Annotated in this window: 14 protein-coding genes; 3 read left to right on the forward strand and 11 right to left on the reverse strand. The window is 62.7% G+C overall.

The genetic code is table 11. The features are described from left to right. Window positions 1-132: 132 nt before the first annotated feature. The 11 genes from ACIOMR_RS21780 to ACIOMR_RS21830 all read right to left on the reverse strand — a co-directional run bounded on the left by ACIOMR_RS21780 (window position 133) and on the right by ACIOMR_RS21830 (window position 11,193). Window positions 133-1,110, reverse strand: a complete 978-nt coding sequence (locus tag ACIOMR_RS21780) for a LysR family transcriptional regulator (RefSeq protein ID WP_003211527.1) — start codon at window positions 1,108-1,110, stop codon at window positions 133-135. Window positions 1,111-1,161: 51 nt separating this feature from the next. Next, entirely contained in the window at window positions 1,162-2,097 is a 936-nt protein-coding gene (locus ACIOMR_RS21785) for a peptidylprolyl isomerase (RefSeq protein ID WP_401196317.1), read from the reverse strand. Next, window positions 2,094-2,582, reverse strand: a complete 489-nt coding sequence (locus tag ACIOMR_RS21790) for a YbjN domain-containing protein (RefSeq protein ID WP_008430320.1) — start codon at window positions 2,580-2,582, stop codon at window positions 2,094-2,096. Before ACIOMR_RS21790 ends, ACIOMR_RS21785 begins: the two co-directional genes overlap by 4 nt. Window positions 2,583-2,602: 20 nt before the next feature. Next, the gene (locus ACIOMR_RS21795; protein WP_008430322.1) at window positions 2,603-3,229 is read right to left on the reverse strand and encodes a hypothetical protein; all 627 of its coding nucleotides are present in this window, start codon (window positions 3,227-3,229) and stop codon (window positions 2,603-2,605) included. 17 nt (window positions 3,230-3,246) lie between these two features. Beyond that, on the reverse strand, window positions 3,247-4,944 hold the full coding sequence (locus ACIOMR_RS21800) for a putative porin (RefSeq protein WP_134326875.1): 1,698 nt from the start codon (window positions 4,942-4,944) through the stop codon (window positions 3,247-3,249). Window positions 4,945-4,985: 41 nt separating this feature from the next. Beyond that, window positions 4,986-5,693: an energy transducer TonB gene (locus ACIOMR_RS21805; RefSeq protein WP_032898546.1), complete on the reverse strand. Its 708-nt coding sequence runs from the start codon at window positions 5,691-5,693 to the stop codon at window positions 4,986-4,988. A 3-nt stretch (window positions 5,694-5,696) separates the two neighbouring features. Then, window positions 5,697-6,122, reverse strand: coding sequence for an ExbD/TolR family protein (locus ACIOMR_RS21810; RefSeq protein WP_401196321.1), 426 nt, complete (start codon window positions 6,120-6,122; stop codon window positions 5,697-5,699). An 11-nt stretch (window positions 6,123-6,133) separates the two neighbouring features. Further along, a complete protein-coding gene (locus tag ACIOMR_RS21815; RefSeq protein ID WP_401196324.1) occupies window positions 6,134-7,933 on the reverse strand; it encodes a DUF2341 domain-containing protein in 1,800 nt (599 codons plus the stop codon). Between the two features lie 24 nt (window positions 7,934-7,957). Beyond that, window positions 7,958-9,556 carry a ShlB/FhaC/HecB family hemolysin secretion/activation protein gene (locus ACIOMR_RS21820; protein ID WP_401196381.1) on the reverse strand — a complete coding sequence of 533 codons (1,599 nt, stop codon included), beginning with the start codon at window positions 9,554-9,556 and terminating at the stop codon, window positions 7,958-7,960. Window positions 9,557-9,615: 59 nt separating this feature from the next. After that, the gene (locus tag ACIOMR_RS21825; protein WP_087694077.1) at window positions 9,616-10,209 is read right to left on the reverse strand and encodes a transposase; all 594 of its coding nucleotides are present in this window, start codon (window positions 10,207-10,209) and stop codon (window positions 9,616-9,618) included. Between the two features lie 519 nt (window positions 10,210-10,728). Then, window positions 10,729-11,193, reverse strand: coding sequence for an Lrp/AsnC family transcriptional regulator (locus ACIOMR_RS21830; protein WP_032899475.1), 465 nt, complete (start codon window positions 11,191-11,193; stop codon window positions 10,729-10,731). A 159-nt stretch (window positions 11,194-11,352) separates the two neighbouring features. Here ACIOMR_RS21830 and ACIOMR_RS21835 point away from each other — a divergent pair, with 159 nt between their 5' ends. The 3 genes from ACIOMR_RS21835 to ACIOMR_RS21845 all read left to right on the forward strand — a co-directional run bounded on the left by ACIOMR_RS21835 (window position 11,353) and on the right by ACIOMR_RS21845 (window position 16,588). Beyond that, on the forward strand, window positions 11,353-13,179 hold the full coding sequence (locus tag ACIOMR_RS21835) for a tyrosinase family protein (RefSeq protein WP_401196327.1): 1,827 nt from the start codon (window positions 11,353-11,355) through the stop codon (window positions 13,177-13,179). Then, complete coding sequence (locus tag ACIOMR_RS21840; RefSeq protein WP_177045318.1) at window positions 13,176-14,912, forward strand: hypothetical protein; 1,737 nt, start codon at window positions 13,176-13,178, stop codon at window positions 14,910-14,912. Before ACIOMR_RS21835 ends, ACIOMR_RS21840 begins: the two co-directional genes overlap by 4 nt. A gap of 65 nt (window positions 14,913-14,977) precedes the next feature. Next, window positions 14,978-16,588, forward strand: coding sequence for a hypothetical protein (locus ACIOMR_RS21845; RefSeq protein ID WP_401196330.1), 1,611 nt, complete (start codon window positions 14,978-14,980; stop codon window positions 16,586-16,588). Window positions 16,589-16,670 lie beyond the last annotated feature (82 nt).

Raw genomic sequence — 16,670 nt, forward strand, 5'->3', positions numbered from 1 at the left:
AGCCTAGGCGAGGCACCGAGTGGTGGGGCAAAGACCTTTTGGTTACTTTTGGGGCGTTTGCCAAAAGTGACCCGCTGTAAGAGCGGAACCATAAGTAGCCGTTACCGAAGAAACGGATATGTACTCAATCAATCAATCAAACCACTCCCCCCGCTCAAGAAACGTATTCCGAATCATCTCCACCACCCACCCCACCTCCAGCGGATGCCGCACATCAGCACTCACCCCCATCCAGACCTGCCGCTGCATCCCCTCCAGAAATACCCCATCCAACGCCGTCAACCCACGATCAAAACAACTCATGTACCGCGGCAACAACCCAATACACGCACTGCACCGAATCATCTCCAGCATCAGCGGATACGCTTCCACCCGCACCACCCCCGCCAGCCGCTGCTCCACCAGGCTATTCCACGGCCGCAGCGCCTCCACCTGCCGGTCCGGCTGCCACTGCACCAACATATAATCCGCAAGGTCTTCAATGCTGTCCGGCCGCACCGCCAACCGCGAATACCGCTTGGCAATATGCGGCGAATAATCCAACCGCGCCAACACCTCTGGCGCCCCAATGGCAAAACTCGGCCCCGCCCCCGGCGAATCCATCCCCGACAACCACACCACCACATCCGCATCCAGCGCCTGCAACCCCAACTCGCTGTCGATGGAAATGATCTCCAACCGCACACTCGCATTGCGCCGCAACAGGGCAATCAGGTCCCGCCCCAGAATGTCATGCAGGATCGACTCGGCAACCGCCAGCCGAATCAACGGTTGCTCCAGCACCGGCAAGCGTCGCTCATGCGCCAGGGCAATCAACTGCGCCTGCAACTGCTGCCCTTCACGACTCAGGGCCAGGACATTGCCCTGATAGCTGAACAGCGAACGCCGCAGTTGCTCTTCCAGCTGCGCCAGGCGCTTGCGCAACTGCGTGGCCTTGATGTTGAGGCTGCGAGCCGCCTGCATGAAACACCCACAGCGGGCGCTGATCAGGAAATACTGCGCCACCTCGGGCTCGATGGCGGCCGCCAGGGCCAGCCAGGCCTCGCGGGATTCGGTCGACGCACGATAAGGCGCGACGCCGTGGGGTACAGCCGGTTCAACAAATACCATGGGAGACTCCCTGTCTTGTGGGTACTGTGCATCCAATGCGGTGATACGGTTTTACTCCAGCACCTTGTTCAGCTCGGCGCCATCGATACTCAAGGTCGCGGTATTGAGCATGCCTTCCAGGTAGGCCTTGGCAATCTGCTCCTGGCGTTGCGCACGCAAGGCCTCGGTCAAGCGGCCCCGCAGTTCATCCAGCGTGGCGGTGCGCGCCGGTTGTTGCCCAGTGAGTTTGAGCACGTGAAAACCCGCCGCACTCTGCACCGGCTCCGACACCCCGCCCGTCTTGAGCCGTGCCACCACACCGCGCATTTCAGGCACCAATTGCTGCAATGGCTGCATCCCGGAATCGCCACCGCGCCGGGCGCTGTCGGGGTCCTGGGAATACTGGCTGGCCAGGGCGGCAAACTCGCCTGGCGAGGCCTGCGCCTTGCGGCTCAACTCCTGGGCCTGGCGGCGCACATTGTCGACGGTTTGCGGGTCGCTCACGGCCAGGAAAATCTGGCTGACCTGGTACAACGGCGGCGTCACCCATTGTGCCTTGCCGCTGTCATAGGCTTGCTGCAATTCGGCGGCGCTGGGGTAATCCGTCGGCACCTGGCTGACGGACAACATGTAGTCGCGAAACACGATCTGCTCGGTGGCGGCGCGGGTCTGTTGCTCCACCTCCGGGCGCTGCCGCCAGCCCAGGGCATCGGCCTGTTCAAGCACAGCCTTTTGCGCCAGGCGTGAACGCAGCCAGGTTTCCAGGGCGCTGCGGTTGCCACGCAACTGCTCGCGGGTTTCCGCCGGCAAGGCGGCCAACACCGACTTGAGTTCGGCGAGGTCGATCTGCTGGTTGCCCAGGCGCGCCACCGCCGGCCCGTCCTTCACGGCCAGCGGTGCAGGCTGCTGGGCTGCGACCGGGTCACTGCCCGGCCGCAGGCTCAACCCCACCGCGACCGCCAGCACCACCAGGGCGCCAGCGCCGACCACCAGGGTTGGTTTCTTCACAGGGCAGGCGCCTCTTCACGGGCATCGACGGCAGGCGCGGCGTCGGCCTGGGCTTGAAGCTGGGCGGCTTGCTGGCTGTATTCACGCAGGTAGACGATGAATTCCTGCAGCAGGCGGTCCCACAATTCCAGCTGATTGCGCAAGTACGGCGCACCCACGCCGGCGGCCACCACGTCCATCTCCATCAGCAGGAACTCACCCTGCAACGACAACCGCGCAAAACGTCGGGAAGCGTTCCAGACCTGGGCCAGCCCCTCGGGCAATTCGCCCTGCACCCGCAGCGCGCAGCTGTAGGTGAAGTCCACGTAGCTGCCCTGCTCTGCCGCCGGGTTGCCGAAACGCACGGCGAAGCCGATGCCCTGGCTTGCGCTGAGCAATTGCACGATGCCGTTCTGCTCGGTCTGGTTGACCCGGTAGCCGGCTTCCTGCAGCAGCTCGGTCAAGGCTTGCGGGGTCACGCTGGTGATCAGTTGTACGTCGCTCATAGGGGTCTCTTCCTTGTCGATCAATGATTAGTGACGGTCTGTGGAGCATCGAACCGATTAAGGTAAAGGCCGTCACCAAAACCCTGGGCGAGTTCCTCGAACTTGACCCGGGTGCTGCTGGCGAACGGTTGGCGGATGCTCATCACGTCGGCCACGTCGATTTTTTCGTAGGCCGTCAGCAACTGCTGGGCCACGTCGTACATCTGTTGATTCTTGACTGAACATTGCTGCACTTGTGTGTCACGTTCCGTGAGTTGCGCCTGCAAGCGTGCGCGCTCGGTTTCTTTGCCCCGGGCGATTACCAGCAAGTCTTCATAGGCTTTCTTGAACTTGCCCACCTGCTCATTGCTCGCGGCCACCTGGGCCTGGGCCTGGCTGTGCAGGCTCTGTTGCTGGCCCACCAGTTGCTCGGCCACGCCACGGGTCTTTTCCAGTTCGGCGGTCAGTTGCTTGACCTGCGCCTGGGCCTGCTTGGCCTGGGTTTCGGCGGCGATGCGTGCGGCACTGGCCTGGGCCTGCTCGCTTTGCAGCGCCTGCAACTGCTGGGTGGTGCTGCGCAGCTGAGTGCGCAGGCGCTCCTCCATGCCTTCAGCCGAAGCGCCGGTGGTAACGAGCAGTAGAAGCAGGCCGCAAATTCGCGTGTTCATGAGCTTTCTCCGGCGCATCAGAAGCGCGTGTTGAGTTCCAGTTGCATGACATCCACTTCAAACGGCGCGCCATACACTTCGGAGGCGCTGAGCCAACGGGCACTGGCGTAGATGTTCTTGTCGAGGCCGTAGTTGGCGCCGATGAAATAGCCCTTGGCGTTGGTGCCGCCGAGGTGGAACGAGGAGTCGTTGAAGCCGTCCGGCAAGGCATCCGGCTGGATGTATTTGTAGCCGGCCAGCACGTTCCAATCGCCCTTCTTGCGCATCTCCAGCGCACTGCCGAGGGTGAACTGCACCAGCAGCGCATTGCCGCCACTTTCAAACTGGCCGTCGCGGTTGAGGTTGTTGACGATCTGGCCTTCGCTGCGCTTGAGCATCTCGCCCTTGTCGTAGGCCAGGTTGTGGATGAAGTTGGTCTGGCTGCGCAGCTTGAGGTCCTCCGGCAGCTCGCTGTCCCACGCCAGGTTGAGGTCCAGCACATTGAACTTGGACGCCAGGCCGACGAATTGCGGTTGCGGGGTCAGGCCAGGCGTTGCCGGGTTGGGGGTGATGTCTCGCAGCAGGAACACGCTGTTGCCCTTCTGCATGAAGGCCAGGCGCGTGCCATCGGTATCGCACGCCGGCTGGCCGGCCCACGGCGAGCAAGGGCTGGAGCGTTCGCCCTGGATATCGCCGAAGTGGTAGTAGGCCATCGAGCCCTTCAGGCTGTTGCTGCGGTTGATCTTCCAGTCGGCGCCGATCTGCCCGCCGAACAGCCATTTGTTTTCGCTCTCGTCCTTGTCGAAGCCGTTGGTGGTGGCGGTGTCGGGGCTGTATTCCACCGGGAACGCGCCGAGGGTGCCGAACAGGCCCCAGTCGCTGTTGAGCTTGTGGTTGAAGATCGCCGCCACACCGTCGAAGTTGAGGTCGCCGGAATACATCATGTCGGTGGAATAGAACGGGTTGGCAAAACGTCCGGCGGTCAGGGTCATGTAGTCAGTGGTCTTCCAGGTGAGGTAGCCCTGGTCGAGCCAGATGTCTTTCTTGCCGAAACCGCCGCCCAAGGTCTGGGTGGTGGACACCGGGTTGTTGTCGTTGCCGGTGCCGAGGCGGATGCCGGCGGTCCATTCCGGCGAGATCACGGCTTTCATGCCCAGGCGGGCGCGCAGGCGGAACAGGTTCTCGCGGTCTTCGCGGGTGTTGAGCAGCGGCGGCAATTTGGTGTTGGTGTTCTTGTTCACGTCGTAGGGGCCGCTGTCGTTGAGCTTGGCGTAATCGACGATTTCATTGCTGTTGTTGCCCGAGAAATAGCGCGACTCATCCCGCAGGCGAATATCGCCGTCGAAGCTGATGCGCGAGACCCACTCCGGGAACGTGTTGGGCTGGGCCCAGTTTTCCTGCTTGGCGGTGGCCATGACCTCGGCCTTGACCTGGTCGCGAATCTGGTCGCGCACCGCTGCCGGCACGTACTGCACCCGCACATCGCCGGGGGCCGCAGTTGGACCTGCCGCTACTGCCGTGGCGGTGCTGGCCTGACGTGCCTGCTGAGCCTCTTTTTCAGCCTGGGCGATCAGCCCGTCGGCCTGTTCCTGCTTGAGCACACCTTGCTGCACCAGCAGGCGGATCAGGTTGATCGTGGCGTTTTCCGAAGGCGCGGCGGCGGCCGTCGCCTGGCCGACCAGGGTCGCGATGACCATGCCGACCGCCAGGGTCAATCGATTCACGTGGGAAATCATCTGCACACAACTCCTGTAGAAAACTGCAAAAAAGGGTTCGATCAATCCGGGCGCCGGCCCTTGAGGGACAGGCGTACCGGCAGGGTCATTGAGGTGGGTGTGCGTTCCTTCAGCCGCGGTGTGGCACGCAATGCGGCCAGCACCTGGGCGTCGGTGTCGGCGTCGCCGCTGGACTTGGCCAGCTCCACGCGCGTCACCTCGCCGTCTGCGCTCAGCCACAGGTCGGCCTGCACCGTGTAGGCCTTCTTGCGCAGCTCCGGGTCTTCCCGCAGCAGGCGCTGGAACACCCCGGCCAGGTACTGCTTGAACGTCCCGGTACCGAGCCCGCCACCACCGGAACCGGCCATGCCGCCGCCCTTGCCGGCACCGATGTTGAAACCGTCGGTACCGGACTGAGCGTCGCCGTCGATCTGCATCGGGTTGGCCAGGTCGTCTGCTGGCGAAGGCGGTGCCTCTTCTTCGGGCTTGACCTCGTCGGGGGTCGGCGTGGGTTCCGGCTCGGGGATTTTTTCCTGCACCTCGGGCTCCGGTTCCTTGGGTTTTTCCGGCGGCGGTGGTGGCGGTGGCGGCAACGGAATAATCGTCGGCACCTTGGGCGCTTCACGGCGCACGCCACTCATGTCATTGGCCCACTGCCAGAGAAACCAGGCAGCCACGGCGCCCAGCAGCAGGCCAATGCCCCACTTCAGCGGGCGCAATGGCGGCTTGTTCTTGAGGGGCGTCGGCGTGATCGGCATCTGTGCGGTCATGACTCAGCCCTGGCTCGGTTTGCCGGTGATCAGCCCGACCTGGGACAGCTCCAGGCGACGCAGCAGGTCGAGCACTTCGATGACCTTCTGGTACTGCACCATGGCGTCGCCGCGCACGATCACCGGGAAGTCCGGGTTCAGCGCTTTCTCGATGCGCAGGCGCTCTTCGAGTTCAGGCAAGGTCACCGGGTAAGCGTCGAGAAACACCTGGCCGCCATCGTTCACCGAGATGGCCTTGGTCTTGGCCTCGGACAGCGATACCGAAGCACTGGCCTTGGGCAGGTGGATCTGGATCCCCGAGACCTGGGCGGTGGCGGTGAGGATAAACATCACCAACACCACCATCAGCACGTCCACCAGGGGCGTGATGTTGATGCTGTCGACGGGTGCGTCATCGTCATCGTCGTGGGAGGCATTCACGGAAGCCATGCTGATTCTCCTCAGGCCGGGACGTGGGCGTGGTGGTCGCGACGGTGCGCCGCTTCACTGTGCTGGCTCTCGCCGTGCATCTCCGCCAGGCGGGTGATGAACTCGTCGACGAACACGCGCATGTCGGCGCTGACTTCCTTGTTGCGGGTAATCAGGCGGTTGTAGCCAAACAGCGCGGGGATCGCGACAAACAGGCCCATGGCCGTGGCCAGCAAGGCCGCCGCCATACCCGGGGCGATGGCGTTGATGTTCACGTCGCCGGCCATCGCCGTGCCGAGGAACACCACCATGATCCCCAGCACGGTGCCGAGCAGGCCGATATACGGGCCACCGGCAATCGCGTTGGAGAGGGTCGACAGCTTGGCGCCGAGTTGCTGGTTTTCCCGGGTACGCACGCCGTCCATGGAGCAGCGGATGGCTTCGATGGTGGCTGCCGAGACCGACGAGGTGTCGGCGCCCTGGGCGCGGCGAGTGCGGATTTCCTTGACCGCGACCCGGTACAGGCGCCACAGCGAGGAATGGGTCAGGCGCTCGGCCAGCAACGCGTCGTCGTAGTACATCTCCAGGCGCGTACCGATCTGTGCGAATTGCTCGCGGAAGATATCGTTGGCAGCACTCACGCGACTGACCTGGCGGTTCTTGCGGAGCATGATGAACCACGACTGGAACATCATCCCCACCAGCACCAGGATGATCACCCAGGCATCCACCGGCACCGCCTTGAGCAGGAACCCCAGGCTGCCGAAGCCGAAGCCCGACTGTTCTTCATCCACGCCATAGGCCACCAGTTTCGACTCGGCGCCCTGGGCCGTGGCATCGGCCAGCAACAGGGCTGCCGGGCGCGCGACCTTGGAAAAGCGCAGTTCGTCCATGGCCCCGGTAAACGGCAGGTGCCCGCCGGCGGCTTCCGGCAAATCGGCACCGATGGCCAGTTGCGAATTGAACGCCGGCATCGCCACTGCGAGGGTCGCGGTCTCACGGCCGTTGACGTACAGCGAGACCTTGTCGCCCTCGGCGGTGAACGCCAGGTGCTGCCATTGGCCGGGGTTCAGCGGCTGGGTCGAGACAGCGCGCTGGCCGTCGATTTCAATAAACGGCATGCCCTGGTTCAAGCCCAGCAACAGGCTGTGGGCACCCTCGCGACGGGCCACCACCACTTGCTCGCCGCTGGCCTGGTCGACCCGCAACCAGGCGCTGAAAGTGAAGGCGCCGCCCGCTGCGTGTTGCAGCGACGGGCTGGCTGGCAGCAGCAACGGCTGGCCACTGAACTGCAAGGCCCGGCCGATCACGCCGTCGATGCTCGCACCGGTGGCGTTCACGGCAGTGTTGCCGTAGGCCGTGGTGTCCCGGGGCGGCGTGCCGTTGGCGCCGTCGAAGTGGTAGAGCGCGGTGTAGTTCGGGTCGAAGGTCAACTGGCCGTTGGCGGTGGCCGGCGCCTTCTGGTTGCCGTAGTACATCCACAGGTCCTGGCGCTGGCCGCCTTCGACCTTGGGCACATCGACCCAGATCAGCGCCATGCCCATCAGCGGGTCGAAGCTTTCGATCTGGTGGTTGAACACGGTCTTGTCGTCGGCGCTGACAAAGCGCAGGTCGGCGCCGTCGTCCTTGACCCCGTCAAAGCTGAAGTTGCCGGTGTGCAGGCGCACCAGCAGCGCGGTGCGGCCCAGGGCCTGGCTGATGGCTGCGCCCTGGGAGGTGGTGTCCACCGTGATCTGTTTACGGTAGTGCCAATCGTCCTGCCACCAGGCATGGGCGGTGGCCGGGAGCGCGAAGCCCAGGCAGATCAACAGGCTCAGAAATAGGCGTTGCATGTCAGGAGTCTCCGAAAAAAGGGGTCAGAAAGTCGCCTGCACACTGAAGTGCAGTCGCGAGTCCTGTTTCTGGGTATTTGGGCCTTCAAGCAGCGGGTAGCCCCAATCCAGGCTGCCGGACAACCACTTGCTCAAACTGGCGCGGGTGCCGAGGCCGACACTGGCCAGGCTGTATTCGTCTTCCTGCTCGGGCAGCGGGTCATGCAGGCGCAGGCGTGCGCCTTCGGCAAACGCGTAGAAGCGCCACTCCTGCACGTAGCTGCCGAGAAACTTGGCCAGGGACGGCGTGCGCAGCTCCTGGGACAACAGGTAGCCTTCGTCACCGGTGCGTTCGGCGGCGAGATACCCGCGTACCGACGTAGCGCCGCCAGCGGAATATTGCTCGTTGGACACCAGCGGCCCCGAGGCCAGCTGGAAGCCGGCCTTGGACGCCGACTGCCAGTCGTTGCCGAAGGTGTAGGTGTTATTCAGGTCACCCTTGAGCACCGCAAAACTCGGGCTGGCCTTGTCACGCTTGTACTGGAACTCCTCGGCGTCGCTGCCGTAGCCGAAGAACGCGCGGGTACCCACCACCAGGCTCAAGCCCAGCCCCAATTGCGACTGCTCGGTGTAGCGGTAGCCGTTGTAGCCGAAGGTCAGCGGTGCGTACTTCAGCGGGATATCGTCCGTGCTGCCGCCAAACTTCATCTGCTCCTTGAAGTCCTTGAAGTCGACCCCGGCAGAGAACGAATTGGCCCAATTGCCGCTGGCCGGCAGGCTGTAGATCGCCGACACGCCGTAGGAATGGCCCATGCCCAACACGTTGCTGCCGCCGATGGTGGCGATGTTGCTGTCGGACTGATAACCGGAGAACTGCAGGCTCCAGCGATCAGTCAGCGGCGCGGTGTAGGCGCCCGACCAGACCTTGGCGTTGTCGCTGTCCTGGGGTGCGGTGAAGTACGTCAGGGAAATGCTGTGACCCAGTTGCCAGAGGTTGTCGTAACCCAGGGTCGCGACGCTGCGCAGCTCCTTGGTGTCGGCGCTGTAGTCGTTGTTCAGGCCGACGCTGGCGTGCCAGGGGTTCTGGTCTTCCACCTGCAGGTCGACGTCCATGGTGCCGGGGCGCTGGCCTTCGCGGACCAGCGGCGTGACCTGCCGCCCGGCGCTGCGATTGAGGCCGGCGAGTTGGGTTTGCACGCTGGTGAAATCCGGAACCGCGCCCTCCTTCAAGCCGGGTACTTCGTCGCGGATTTCCACCGGCGAATAGTGCTTGGCGCCGACCACACGGACGCGCCCGACCTTGGTTTCGCTGACCTGCAGGTACACGATTCCGTCATCGACCTTCTGCTCCGGCAGTTCGACGAACACCGACTGATAGCCGCGTGCCTGATAGATCTTCTGCAAGGCATCCCGGGCGCCTTCGATGTCGGCGAGGGTCTTTTGCGGGCCGAGAAACGGGTACACCGCCTCTTCGATCGCACGAGCGTCGAGCACGGTGTTGCCGCGCACGAAGTACTCGTTGACGTCCACCAGCCGTGCCGGAGGCTCGGGCTGGGTGCCCTGCTCTTCGGCCTGTAGCGGTTGCGCCAGTGCACCCAGCGTCAGCCAGCACAGCGCCAGCGTTGATTTGAACAGATGCTCCACACCGCCCCCTGGTTTACTCAAGATGATTGCCGTCGCCGTTTGCCCGGCGTTTGGCCTGTTCAATTGCTGGATATCGAGGTGTTGCCGTGCCGGGCGAGCCAGGTGTGCAGCAGGGCGAAGTTCAGGGAGAACTCCGGCATGTGCAGCAAGGCGCCACAGAACACTTCACCGATGATTTTCTGGATCAACTGCACCGCCTGCGGGTTGTTCAGGAACGTGGCGATGTCGCGTTGCAGGAGGTTGATGCCCCAGACTTTCTGGTTCAGGTCGAGGCCGACGAACCAGCGGAACAGCAGGTTGTAGTTGAGTTGTTCGTGCAGTTGCTGTTCGTTGGGGACTGAGTACAGGAGTTGCAGCAGCAGGATCTGCAAGACGGTCTGGGGGGCGATCTGGGTGCCGGGCTGGGCCTGGAGCAGGTCGCGGTGGAGGTCGAGGATGTCGTCGATCTGCGGGCGCAGCAAGACCAGTGAATGGCCTGCGGGGATGTAGCTGGAGACTTCCTTGAGCGCGCCTTGCCAGTCGTCCTGGGAGACGATCCATACCCACGGTGCGCCATAGCGGTAGACCGAGACCGGTTTTTTGCGTGCGGCTTCGACGATCTTTGACAGGCGCTGGTCGAGCTCCTGCATGCCGACTTTCGAGTAACGTTCCATAGTTCCCATTCGCCCCACTCCTGGCATCCTGCTTGCGGCTCTGACGTCGCCTTTTTTGGCGGTGTTGAGCGCGTTACATAGCCAAGACGGGGGTCGCTGGGGACTACCGAACTTTTGTCATAAAAGCTTCTTTTTTGGGGCGGGGTGAGGTGGGCATATCCGTTGCTGCGGTCAGGGCTGGTATTGGTTCCGCTCTTACAGCGGCTCACTTTTGGAGTGTTGTGAAGCAAAATCAAAAGTTAAAGCGGGCACGGTTCAAATGTGGGAGCTGGCTTGCCTGCGATGGCATCGCCTCGGTGTATCTGAAAAACCGAGTTGTCTGCATCGCAGGCAAGCCAGCTCCCACAGAAAAGCAGAACCACGGAGTGCGGGCATGCCGAGCCTAGGCGAGGCACCGAGTGGTGGGGCAAAGACCTTTTGGTTACTTTTGGCTGGGCCGGCATTCCGGGTGTTTGCCAAAAGTGACCCGCTGTAAGAGCGGAACCATAAGCGGCCGTTACCGAAGAAACGGAGATGTACTCAAACCAAAGACCCCGGCAACGGCAGTTCATAAGACTTCTTAACCGTCCGCACCACCAAAGTAGACGAATAAGTACGAATCGGAATATCCCGATAAATCTCTAAAAACCGATAGATATAATCAGTGTACTCAGTGGCATCCCGAAACTTCGCCACCATCACAAAATCAAACTCCCCGGTCAGCAGATAACAGTCCTGAATCTCCGGATGACTCGCCAGGATATGCTGCATCTTGCGGTCGATATCATTGCTGTCCCTATCAAGCTTGATCAGGAAGAACGCCGTAACCTGAATCCCAAGCTTGCGCTCATCCAGCACCGCCACCTTGGCCTTGATGATCCCGACACTCTCCAACCGCCTGATACGCCGGTAACAACTGGTTGAAGACAGCCCGACACTGTCACTCAACAACTCCAGACTCTGACTGCAATCCCTTTGCAATTTCCCCAGAATCTTCAAATCCATGGCATCTGTCATTTTTTCCATATCTTCCTTGAAAAAACTGCAATGAATCCACCGTAAACACCCACCAATTTGCACAAATCCTGCGCGGTGGCGCACTAACATCAATCCAGCTTAGCAGCCCAGCCAAATCAGGCACCGGGGCCGCATGAGAGGGATCTTATGATAGTCGCGAAACCGACATGGGCCACCGATATCCACGGCCTATTCAGCGCCCCCTACTGGATCCCCCAAGAGCAACGCGCCGCCGTCGCCGCCTCCTGGGTGGGCTGCATGAACGCCTACTTCGTATTCCTCGAAGACCCCGCCTCCGTCAAGACCTGGTCCGAAACCATCTACCAGCACCTGGCCTCCCGCAGCATGCCGCTGACCCTCGACCAGCAGCAGTTCTGGCCCATCGACGCGCTGGAAACCTTCAGGCTGTGGGTCAACCAGGGCTGGCGCCTCACTCCCGCCTCACCGTTCGACGAGGCAGAACGCATCCCCCCACCCGACCTGCCTCACCCGGTCAAACGCGTGCGCCAGGACATTCGCGCACTGACACAGGAACAACTGAACCTGTACCGCTCACGCCTCGATGACGTAATGCAGGTGGCCAACGCCGACAGCGGCTCCCCGTGGCAGCGTTACGCCTATATCCACACCAACTGGTGCCTGCATTACCAGGAAGCGTTTGCCCTGTGGCACCGGGCCTATCTGCTGTACCTGGAAGCGCTGATCGACTGCCCCATTCCCTACTGGGACTGGATGGCCGAAGACGCCAGTGTCGACGGCAGCCCCCAGGCCGGCTTGCCCCAGGCGTTTCTCGATGAAACCTACGTGCACCCGCACACCGGCGAGGTTCGCCCTAATCCGTTGCGCTACGCCGCTGCCAAGGACGGTTGTTCGAAGGTCTGTGAAAAAGCCAGGGTACCCGGTGTGGACTGCCGCTTCGTGCAACGCAACCCGCTGTTCTACACCCAGTGCGAGACGCAGCGCGTCGAACGCACCCAGTTGTACGGCATGAGCCGGATTTTCCAGCAACAGGTGGTCGATGCCCTGAAGTTCAACACCTTCAGCCAGCCCCAGGGCGTGCCAGGTTATCCCTGGGCGAACATCCCGGTGTTTGATCCCCCCCAGGAAGATGACCTGTACCCCAACCGCGCGCTGAATTTCGACGGGCTCTACGAGCAGCCCCACGACAACTATCACGGCTGGATCGGCGGCGACATGGCTGACAACGCCTACACCGCGTTCGACCCGGTGTTCAGCTCCTACCACGCCAATATCGACCGGATGCTGGAGGTCTGGATCCGCGCCCACCCGGCAGCGCAGTACACCACCCAGTGCCTGCTCCAGCCGTTTGCCGGCAGCGAGGCCGACGATGTCACCTTCACCAGTGCCGACGCCTGGCGCTACACCACCCTGGGGGACATGGCCCAGGACAGTCGGCATATCGGCTATGACTACGGTGTGCCCGTCGCACCGCCCTTTGGCACCCGCCGCCCGGCCGCAAAAGCCTGCTGCCAGCAAAGTTCGACGCCGATGCAAGCGCAGGAACAAACCGCAAGACTGGGCCCGTGGGTGGTGTTCGACCATGTGCGCTGCACCCACGACACCTACCTGATCGACGTATTCCTCAACCAGCCCGACGCCACGCCGCAGCAGGTGAGCGCCGACAATCCGCACTATGTCGGGCGCTTCAGTCGCATCGGCATGGGCCTGGTGGATGACAAGGGCCGCTGCATCACCCATGGCGTGTCACGCGCGCTGAATGCCGCGCGCACTGCTGCCGCATTGAACCTTCGCCCCACTGACACCACGCAGTTATCCGTGGTGGTGACCCATCTCGATAGTGCCCGGGTGTTGACGCCGCAAGAGTACGCGCCGCTGCCTGGCTTTATCGCCCAACTGGTGTGGGACGACCCGCGCCAAACCGTCGCCGGCCCTGCTCCCAGTGCCGGTTGCTGCTCCGTTTCCACCACAACAACACCTGGAGAATCGACATGAGCACACCCTTCAAACAATTCACCTCTCCCGCCGGGCAAGCTCCCAAGGACTACAACAAGCTGGGCCTGGAAAACCAGTTGCCGCAGTTTGAAACCGACTGGAACAACGACCTCACCGGCTGGACCCAGTCCGCGATCATCGGCAACCCGTGGTCGGGCCTCAATGACGCGCCGCGCTCGGGCTATTACAACCCACTGGTGGAAGGCTACGGCCCCACCACGCCGCCGGCGATTACCTGGGCGCCCTTCCCCAATCGGCTGTGGACGTTTTTCTACAACAACGGCACAGCGGTGATTCCACAGTTGGGCGGCAAGGCCATGTCCATGCAACAGGTGATGGAGCTGACCGACAACGGCCAGATTACGATCAATAACACCCTGTACATGCTCTACGACCCGAACAAGCAAGGCACCCTGCTGCAACTCCCCGTCACTCGCTGCCCGAGCATCGACTGGCAAGGCAAGTACAAGGATTTCTCGCCTTCGGGCCCCCGTGGCTGGCTTGACGAATATTGCGAGTGGTCCATCGTGCGCGATGCCGACGGCAACATGCGCAAGATCACCTTCACTTGCGAAAACCCGGCGTATTTCCTGGCCATGTGGCGCATCGATCCGACTGCTGTACTGGGGCTGTATCGCGACTACATCGACCCGCAGGTGCAACTCGAAGACCTGTACCTGCGCTACACCGCCGACTGCCCGACCGGTAAGGCCGGCGACCCGGTCATCGACCCCACCACCGGTCAACCGGCCTACGACACCGTCAACAAATGGAACGCCGGCACCGCCTGTGTGCCAGGCCAATACGGCGGTGCGATGCACCTGACCTCCGGCCCCAACACCCTGAGCGCCGAGGTGTACCTGGCTGCCGCGGCGACCATCCTGCGGCCATTGAGCAGCAGCCAGAATTCCCAGGCGTTGATCTGCTGCGCGCAATACGGGCAGAACTACCGCAACTCCGATCCGCATATCGGTTTCTCGGCCAACAGCGTGGCAGTGAATAACCGGCTCTCCCTGACCAACCCCATCGGCCTGTACCTGCAACAACCCACCGACTTCTCGGCGTGGAAAGGCCCCCAGGGCCAGGACGTCAGCCAGTACTGGAAAATCACCCGTGGCACCGCCAAATCCGCCGCCAACGGCTCCGACCAGATTCTGCAAGCGGTGTTTGAAGTGCCGGTCAGCGCCGGGTTCTCGATCAACGACATCACCATCAGCGGCCAGCCGATCGACTACGTGTGGGTGATTGCCCAGCAGTTGCTGGTGGGCCTGAGTGTGACAACCACGCCCATCAGCCCGACGCCGGATTCCTGCCCGTGCGTGACGGACCGGGTCAACGGCGTGCAACCCTGGCCGGTACAGCTGCTGCCGCTGGACCTGTTCTACGGGCAGTCACCCACCGACCTGCCGGCCTGGCTGGCACCCGGCACCAGCGGGCAGTTTGCCCTGGTGGTGCAAGGCGCCGACCTCAAGACCACCGCCGAGACGGCGCGGGTGCAATTCTCCAATCCTGGGGTGACGGCGCAGGTCACAAAGTTCCTGCCGGATGCCTCGGCCATCCCCGGGCAAACCAACTCCGGTGGCACCCAGGGCTACCTGCTGACCATCACCGTAAGCCCCACTGCCGCACCGGGGCTGGTGACAGTGCGCGCCCTCAACCCGGGCGAAGCCGATAACCCCAGCGCGACGGAACACCCATGGGAATCCGGATTGGCGCTGGTGCCTGGCGCCTGACTGATACAGTCCATCAGCCGCACCCACCCAGGGTGCGGCTTTACCTGCTTGCAAGGAGCGCGATGATGTCCAGGTTACGCTTGAGTGTTTTATCGCTGCTGACCAGTGTGGTGCTGAGCCTGTTCGCCATGCAGGCCGCCTACGCATCCCCCACTTCCGACGCCGACGCTTGCGTGCAGCAACAGTTGGTGTTCAACCCGAAAAGCGGCGGCTTCCTGCCGATCAACAACTTCAACGCCACCGGCCAGAGCTTCATGAATTGCTTTGGCTGGCAGTTGTTCATTGCCCTGAACTGGCCGGTGAATCCCGGTTGGCCAGCCACACCTGCCCTCGCGGGTGAGCCGGACATGAACAGTACCCTTGCGCAATTCGGCGTACCGACTGCCTCCGGGCAGCCGATGAGCGTGGCGCCGGTATGGGCCAGCTACAAGGACGCCAACGATATCTTCCTGCCCGGCGCGCCCGTGCCCACCGGCTGGGGCGTGCAAACCCTGGTGCCGTCCAACTGCAGCACCCAGGGCAGCCTCAGGGCGATGTCGGTGGGGGCGCGCAAGTTCATGACCGCCACCTCCGAAAGCGCGATCAACGCGCGGCATGGGTTTCACCTGTCCAGCGGCACCCTGGCCTCGATTCCGGACCCGATCATGGAAGCCTCCGGCGGCTGGCTGACGGACCAGTCGCAGAACCTGGTGTTTTTTGAACGCAAGGTGGGCAAGGCCGAGTTCGACTACATCGTCAGCAAAGGGCTGTACGACGCGGCCAACCAGCTGAAAGTCGCGCAGAACCTCGACAACCAGAACCCCGGCGGGCTGTCCTTGCCCATCGGTGAACCCATGCGCTCGCTGCCGCCCAACCCGGTGCCGCAGGAGCAACTGGGAGCTCTGGAGGTCAAGGCAGCATGGCGAATCCTCACCGGCAAACCCGAGCTCTACGGACGTTACCTGACCACCGTCGCCTGGCTCAAAAACCCGGCCACCTTACAGTGCACCCAGCAAGTGGTGGGCCTGGTGGGCCTGCATATCATCAACAAGACCCAGGCCTCGCCCAACTTCATCTGGACCACCTTCGAGCAGGTGGACAACGTGCCGGAACCCGACCAGGTGCCGCCACAACAAACGCCGCCCGACAGCTTTGCCTTCAACAACCCGAACTGCGGCACCGGCCCCGAATGCACGCCGAACGTGGCGCGTATCCAGTGCAAGCAGCAGCATCCGGACCGCGACTGCACCGAGCCGTTTCCACGGGACCAACCCGTGCAGACCACCCGGGAACATCCGCTGCCCACTGAACTGCAGGCGCTTAACGGCGCGGTGCAGGCCAATTTCGCCCAGCAGAGCCAGGGCAAGTCGGTGTTCCAGTACTACAAACTGATCAACGTACTCTGGACCCTCACCCCCAACCCGCCCACCCAGCCGGAACCGGGTGTCAGTGCGCAAGTGCCGCTGTCCTACGGGCCATTTATCAGCCAGGGCAACGTACCGGTGGCCAACACCACCCTGGAGACCTACGTCCAGGGCGATAACTGCAATGCCTGTCACCAGTACGCGACCATCGCCGGCAGCTCGACCCTGGCCTCGGACTTTTCGTTCCTGTTCAACAGTGCCGATTCGGCCAGCAAGAAAAGCCTGGTCAAGCGCGTAAAAGCCTTCCAGACCCTCAAGGACGGTTCACCATAAACGCGACTGTTCAGACCGCTGCTCAAGGTTTCTCGGTGCTGTAAGGCCTTGAGCATTTGGTCCTTGCGCTAGCTCCTGCTGG

The organism is Pseudomonas sp. NPDC087814 (assembly GCF_044742865.1).
In the GTDB taxonomy this organism is placed as follows: Bacteria; Pseudomonadota; Gammaproteobacteria; order Pseudomonadales; family Pseudomonadaceae; genus Aquipseudomonas.